7 protein-coding genes are annotated in these 6,943 nt (G+C 53.7%); 3 read left to right on the forward strand and 4 right to left on the reverse strand.

The window, feature by feature from the left end; translation table 11 throughout:
- Nucleotides 1–144 precede the first annotated feature (144 nt).
- Complete coding sequence (locus ACIREA_RS23010) at nt 145–1,110, reverse strand: polysaccharide deacetylase family protein (RefSeq protein ID WP_397384688.1); 966 nt, start codon at nt 1,108–1,110, stop codon at nt 145–147.
- A gap of 49 nt (nt 1,111–1,159) precedes the next feature.
- Nucleotides 1,160–2,434 (reverse strand): glycosyltransferase, encoded by a 1,275-nt coding sequence (locus tag ACIREA_RS23015; RefSeq protein WP_397384689.1) that lies wholly within the window; start codon nt 2,432–2,434, stop codon nt 1,160–1,162.
- A 349-nt stretch (nt 2,435–2,783) separates the two neighbouring features.
- On the opposite strand from ACIREA_RS23015, the gene ACIREA_RS23020 reads away from it, so the two are divergent.
- The 3 genes from ACIREA_RS23020 to ACIREA_RS23030 all read left to right on the forward strand — a co-directional run bounded on the left by ACIREA_RS23020 (nt 2,784) and on the right by ACIREA_RS23030 (nt 5,791).
- A complete protein-coding gene (locus tag ACIREA_RS23020; protein WP_397384690.1) occupies nt 2,784–3,569 on the forward strand; it encodes an FkbM family methyltransferase in 786 nt (261 codons plus the stop codon).
- 12 nt (nt 3,570–3,581) lie between these two features.
- Nucleotides 3,582–4,838: a hypothetical protein gene (locus ACIREA_RS23025; RefSeq protein WP_397384691.1), complete on the forward strand. Its 1,257-nt coding sequence runs from the start codon at nt 3,582–3,584 to the stop codon at nt 4,836–4,838.
- A 266-nt stretch (nt 4,839–5,104) separates the two neighbouring features.
- The gene (locus ACIREA_RS23030) at nt 5,105–5,791 is read left to right on the forward strand and encodes a GNAT family N-acetyltransferase (protein ID WP_397384692.1); all 687 of its coding nucleotides are present in this window, start codon (nt 5,105–5,107) and stop codon (nt 5,789–5,791) included.
- Here the strand turns inward: ACIREA_RS23030 and ACIREA_RS23035 are convergent.
- Both ACIREA_RS23035 and ACIREA_RS23040 read right to left on the reverse strand, forming a co-directional pair.
- Nucleotides 5,778–6,341: a class I SAM-dependent methyltransferase gene (locus ACIREA_RS23035; RefSeq protein ID WP_397384693.1), complete on the reverse strand. Its 564-nt coding sequence runs from the start codon at nt 6,339–6,341 to the stop codon at nt 5,778–5,780. The two genes, ACIREA_RS23030 and ACIREA_RS23035, sit on opposite strands and share 14 nt — an antisense overlap.
- 101 nt (nt 6,342–6,442) lie before the next feature.
- Nucleotides 6,443–6,943 (reverse strand): polysaccharide biosynthesis C-terminal domain-containing protein (locus ACIREA_RS23040; RefSeq protein ID WP_397384694.1); only part of this gene is annotated, 501 nt, incomplete at its 5' end.

Raw genomic sequence — 6,943 nt, forward strand, 5'->3', positions numbered from 1 at the left:
CAGTGCGCTGACGCACTGTTTTTTCCAACTCGGCCTTCTCTTCATCACTCAAAACCAGCGGTGGGATCGGACGTCCAGGCTTCATTCCACCCGCTATCATATCTCATCATATTATCAAATGAACTTCCCTGACAGCACACTAGCTCATCGTTGACTGCGGTCTATTCCCGACGTCAGCATATCGAACTGAACAAGATCAAGATAGCTGGTTATGCCAAAGCGTTTGAGCAAAAACGGAGAGCATCCAGGCGCATTGGATCCCCCCACAGTAGTGATGGTCGATTCAAATCCAATGCCTCGAATGATTCTTTCTGTTTCATCGGAAAAATCGGCGACTCCACCGTTTGGGTAGCAAAAGGTCGTGCAGGGTCTTCCCGTTTCTCGTTCGATGATCTCCTTCCCCTTCGCAACATCGCTCAAGACGAGATCAGGGGGGCAGCGGGACAAGATCCAATGCAAATGCGTATGCGCCCCAAATGAGACAAGGCCACTTTTCTGCATCTCACGAACATGACTCCAGTCCATCACATGATAGATGGCAGGCACGGAAGCCCCATTTGAAAGATCGAGTTTAAAGCCCAATTGCCGCTCCAGATCCTCCACAGCGACTGTTAAATCTTCGATGGGCAAGGCCTTTAAACGTTTTTTAACCCGAATAAGCTCGTGCTTGGTTCGGCAAGCGCGACTGAAAGCGTAATCTACGCGATCCACCCATAGTGGTTTATTTTCGTCCACAAACTCGGTTGCGAGAAAAATGGTAGCAGGAACTCCATGCTTTTTCAGCACCGGAAAACCGAGGACATAGTTTGACAGAAACCCATCGTCAAACGTTAGAACGACACTGGATGGCGGGGGGGGCACGCCGGCATTTAGACACCTCACCAACTCATCAAGTGCAATGACTTTGAAATGCTTCGTGAGATGGTTCAAAAATGCATCAAAGCGCTTAACGTGCAGATGCTTGTGCTGACAGTTGTCCAACCCGTAATGTTGTTGATCGGTAAGACCATGAAACATCAAAATTATCGACTCTCGCCGGCGCAAACGGCGTAACAAAACAGGCACGCGCAACGTTTGCAGTGCCTGACAAAATATTCGTTTGATGCGCATGAATAATAAACTACCGCGATAAGCTCGCCGAGTGTGAATGAAAGACCTATTATGAAAACTTCTTATCCGTCAAGCTGTTAATAATTTTCAATAAAGGTTGGTTGATCCGGTCAATCTGAAAGTGATCCATGTTTTGCCGCTGAGCCGTGTTGATTCCCCAGCGCCCTTCTTCCCAATCCGCTAAAAGAGCGGACAGACGGCGGGCAATCATATCAGGGTCGTTCACGTCCGCCCAGTGAAGACCCGCTCCGCGCAGCACTTCAGCCACTGCGCTGTTTCTTTCCGCGAGACCTAGCACGGGGTGATTATGGGCGAAGGCCTCAATAAGTTTTGTGGGCAAAAAGACACCTCCGAAGCCGGGTGTATCGATGATCAGAGTCAGGTCGCTGGCAGCAATGCGGCGCTGGCATTCATCAAAGGGTAAACTTGCACGGAGCCGCAATACATCTCCCACCCCCGCATTGTCAATTTGCGGCTGAAAACATATGGTGTCCACCCCAATGCAAGTGATCTCCAACCGACCCGCCAGCGATTCTGTCTGTTGAAGCCTGCGCAGGGCCTCGATGAGGGTGTCCGGGCTGCGCATGCCAGGATAGAAAGCCCCGGCGTGGATCACACGGAGCGCACGATCAGCCGTCGGTTCCTGCCTCACTTGGTCCAACTCCGGGCCAAGTGTTTCGTACCCATGTGGAATGATCTGGACGCGTTCGCACCATTGCTCTGGATAATGACTCAATACCCGCTCAGCCGCCTGTGTTGTAACGAAAACAAGAGCATCGGCATCGCGAAGGATTCGCCTCTCGTAAAAATGACCGATCAATCGTGGTAGAAGCCCATAAGGCAGACCGCCGCTGATCCAGGGATCACTGAAATGCGCCAGCCAAGGCAGGCCGCATCTTCTCTTCAATCGCCAGCCGACAACATTGCTCACATGCTTCGTCGCACGTGAGTAGATGACCTGCGGCTTCCATTCCCGCACGATGTCTAGCGCACGTGTGAAAGCAGGGAGCACCCAGGGAAGGTGAATTTCAGGTAAAAGATAACGCCCAGCACCGACTGCAGCGAGACGGCCCATGCGCGGAAACTTTTCCGCCAACACCGCTTCCGGGCTGGGCACACGATCTACAATGATCTGTTCAGGAAGCCCCCGCAGCAGGGATTTGTCCATAGCCTGAATGGCGTGGGTGGGGGTCGTGGTCAGCACGCGCACCTGCATCCCTTCGCGGTGTAAAAACTCAGCGCAGATTTTTACCAGGCTTGATTCCGGGCCCGCCGTTGGTGGAAAATTGTGAGAAACCACAAGGACTTTGGGGGCTTTCTGCATGAGACGTAGTACTCCACTGTTCGGTTCTATTTCGCTTTGAGGCAACGCCTCGTCCACATTTTCGCTCTATTTAACACCGACCATTTTTCTAACGATGCTAAGCATGCTTCAAGGACTTCCTCAAGCAAAGCTTCGGAGAGATTGGTTTTGCCTTTACGTTGACGGTGCGCTTTTTTCGATCACACGGGCCTCGATAAAAGGGCGTTGAAAGAAGCTGTGGAAGAAAGAAGACGAGCGGATTGACAAAGACGCATGACACCCTTACCGACAAAAACGCTCTATTACCAATAATTGGACCTCCAGAGAGTATTATTTGTGCACGTGAAAAATATGTGAGATAGAGAAGTCTATGATGGGCCAAATCGTTCACCGCCTCGTCGGTGCCCTTGGATATGCAGTGATTAAGAAGGACCGATACCGGCAGCTTCGGGCACTGGAGCACTATGTCCCGAGCGAAGAGGCCTTGACAGAGCACCTACGAATGGTTCTTTCCCTATACCAAGTGGACTGCGTGTTTGACGTAGGGGCGAACGATGGATGGTTTCGCAACTGGGTCAGGCAGAAAGTTGGGTTCACTGGTTTGGTCGTATCTTTTGAGCCAATTACAGCTCAGGCTCGCGCACTTGAGGAGAAGGCAGTTGATGATCCCCTCTGGATCGTCCGGCCATATGCACTAGGCCGATATGAGGAGATCCGCGATTTTCACATTATGGAGAGCGATGTCTTCAGCTCGTTCCTAAAGCCAGATTCAAACCAGCCAGAAAAGTACGTGGACTCAAACAAAGTGCGCACCTCCACTCCGGTACATGTGCGCACGGTGGCCGCCGAGTGGAAGGAGATCTCCGAACGCCATGAAGTTAGTCGGATGCATTTGAAGATGGACACGCAAGGCTTTGACCTAGAGGTCTTTGCGGGTGCAGAGAAGGTCCTTGACGCCATCGTTACTTTGCAGTCTGAGTTGGCTTTTCGTCAACTTTACAAACACGGAGCGGACTATCAAGATGCCATCCGGACTTATGCCGCTGCAGGCTACAAGACGTCCACATTGCAGCCTATCAGCTTCGACGACCAATTGCGCATGATCGAAGCGGACGGTGTATTCGTGCGCGATCTCCAACACCTAATTCCGAGTTAAGAGAAAGTTTCTTTGAATCATTTTATTAAACTTTTTGCCGTGTTAAACCTCCGAAACCTGCCGCATAACATTAAGAGCACCCTGCTCCAAGGACTAGATTTATCACGCTGGAGCCTCGCTGCCTGGAGTGAAGCCGCACATGATCGTATTCATGGATTGAACGATGACCCGGGCAAGGAAGCGGCGATCGCGGCAGGACTTTGCTGGCTCGGCGTGGCGCAGGATAAGAGTGCCTCGAAAGATGGCGGTATTGCCCGCCACTACAGTCTCTTGCGGGGTTGGTCCACATCGTACCCAGAGACCACAGGGTACGCCATCCCCACGCTTCTCGCGCAATCGAAACGCAGGAAAGATACCTCGCTCGCGGAGCGCGCCCGTCATGCACTCGACTGGCTGTTCTCCATTCAATTTGAAAACGGCGCGTTTCAAGGCAGTACGATCGGCGTCACTCCGACGCATCCAGTGACCTTCGACACCGGACAGATTCTACTAGGGCTCGCCGCAGGTGCCGCAGAGTTTGGCGAGCCTTATACTACTGCGATGGGCAGGGCCGCCGATTGGCTGGTGAGCGTACAATCCGAGAATGGCGCGTGGCAAGTGCACAATCCCCACCTCTCCACGCATCTCCATTTGCCGAGAACTTTTGAAACGCACGTCGCCTGGGGGCTGCTCGAAGCCGCGCGAATAAAGAAAAATCAGGTCTGGGGCAATGCCGGCCTCGCCAACATTCGCTGGGCGCTCACTCACCAGCAACCAAATGGCTGGTTTGCTCACTGTTGTCTAACCGATTCCGTTCGCCCCCTCACGCACACGCTTGCGTATGCGATGCGCGGTGTCATCGAGGGTTATCGTTTCTCGCAAGAGCAAAGTCTTCTCGATGCAGCACTACGCACTGCGAACGCTCTCGTCCGAGTGATGACCAAGGACGGATTTCTCGCTGGTCGATTTAATGCTGACTGGATCCCAACCGTGAAGTGGGCCTGCCTCACCGGCACCTCACAGACAGCCATTTGCTGGCTTATGCTATACCAGGAAACACGGGACACCATGTTTCTTAACGCCGCGCTCACGGCGAATCGTTTTGTTCGCCGCACCTTGCGCCTCGACGTTCAGCCGGAAAAGCTTGGTGCCGTGAAGGGATCATTCCCCGTCTGGGGTGCCTATGGTCGCTTTGAATACCTGAACTGGGCGTGCAAATTCATGATTGATGCCAACACGCTAGAACTGGACCTGGAGAAAGCAGCCGCGTGCAACCTCGCTTCGAATTGATTCGTCTCCCAGAGGACGCCGGGTTTCAGCAGCTCGCTGATTGCAATCCGGAGAACCCGTTTGCCACACCCGCCTTCGCACGCGGCCAGCTGCACCTTGGTTTCACTCCTTGCCTGGCAGGCATTTGGGCGGGTAACGAGTTGCAAACAGGCTGCATTGCGTCCTTCAAGAAAGGAAGGCTGTCGGGCAGTCTTGAGATTCGATTTCTTCCCGATCTTCCTGACAACTCACCTTTCTTGCCCGGACTCGTGACAGCGTGCAAGGCGATGAGAGTTTGGGATCTCACCGTCTACGCGGTAACAGCAAAATCCAATCCGGTGCCAGCGCTTGGCCGGGTGACGTTTGAGGAACGCGGCACGGAGTTTCACCTGCGTCTGGGCGACACGCCTGATCCCGCGTGCATGAGTTCCAATCACCGGCGCAATCTGACGAAAGCGGAAAAGAGTGGCGTGACACTTCACCGATCCGTATCTCCAGTTGCCATTGCCCCGCATGTGACATTGATGAATCTCTCGATGGAAAGACGAACAGTGCGTGGCGAGGAAGTAAGCGCAAACATCCGCGAATTTTATTTCCGGCAAATGCTTGTCTCAGGTGCCGCTGAGTTTTTCCAGGCCAGGGCTCCTGATGGCACCATGCTGTCCTCAATCTTTCTGCTCCGCTCCGCCTCAGGTGCCTATTATCAAAGCGCTGGCACCTCTCCCCAAGGCATGAGCCTCGGAGCCTCGCCGTTCTTGATCTGGCGCGCCGCCGAGCTGCTGCGGCGCGAGGGCGTCACCTGCTTCAGCATCGGTGGCACCACGCATGACAACGAAGGACTTCTGCGCTTCAAGAATAGTTTTGGTGGGGTGCCCCTGCCGTTTCAAGAGCAGACTTTCAGCTTGGCGCATCCAATTCTCCGGCGGCTGCGTGATTTGTTCACAAATCTCCGCAGACTAATCAAGCGCGCTTGAGAGTGGCTAGAATTGCTGGATAAACGTCCTTGTTCGTCAACGTCTTTACCTCCCAGGCAGGATTAGAGGTGAACACGTCTGCGTGGCGGCAGTTGTTGTAAATGACCCGGACGTTTTGCATCTGATTGGACATGGAGATCAGCCTGTCGGTGAAGCGCTTCAGTACGTCCTCATTGAACGGGTTCCAAAGATAAAAAAGCGTACCTTCAGCCGGTAGATTCTCCACAGCGTCGCCATTGATGATCCTCACGTCGCGGTCGTTCTTGAAACGCCGTGCCGAGATGGCGGCTGCATCGGGATCAAGCTCGATCCCGATTCGTTTCAGGCCCAGCTTGCGGCGCAGCCAGAACGAGATAACACGACCTTTGCCGCAGCCTACATCCACCAGCACCTCATCCTTTGAGATACTGAGGTCGTTGTTGAAAAAAATCTCCTTCAGCGATTGATAGTCTGTATGCTGGGTCTGGTAGGCTCCGGCCTCCTTGAAACGGCTCGGAATCACACCCCCGCAAAAAGTACCATCGCGCAAATCGAGCAGCAGATTCTGCAAGGGGATGATGCCCCAGTGACTGTGTTTGAGAACGAAGAGAGCTTCTTGCACCCGGCTTCGCGGACGGAGCATCTTCTTCAAGTTGGATAGGGAGAACGTATTCACGTGCGGAATGGTTTGGGAAGGAGACGTCGGATAAATGCGCGCGTTTGCTTGTCAAGTGCCAAGAAAGGCGCGGATGCGGCAAAGACTAGCGCGTACCCGGCGCCAAACAAGAAAAGCCGGTTGAAGTCTGGTGTGAGCCAGGACGAGAACGCCCATCCGTAGAGCATAGGAATCGCCAGGGCCTTGATGCCGGGCCAGAGGACGTCCTCGAGCAGATAACGGACGGGATGAATCCGGGCGAGCTTGCCCACCATGACAGGCATGATGAAGAGATAAACAGCAGACATTTCCAAAGCGGTGCCCATCACCACGCCATGCAGGCCGAATATGGGCCCCAACAGCAGGCTCAAGATCACGGTGACAAAGCCACCGGCAAAGTTCACCCAGATCAGCCATCGTGGCGCGCTGGCCGTGTAGATTAGGCTGTGGGAGGGAAACTGCATGAACCTCAGTGCATACGGAAAGGCGAGAATGAAGAGCAAGTCATGAGCGCGGCC

Source organism: Prosthecobacter sp., assembly GCF_044373815.1.
Classification (GTDB): Bacteria; Verrucomicrobiota; Verrucomicrobiia; order Verrucomicrobiales; family Verrucomicrobiaceae; genus Prosthecobacter.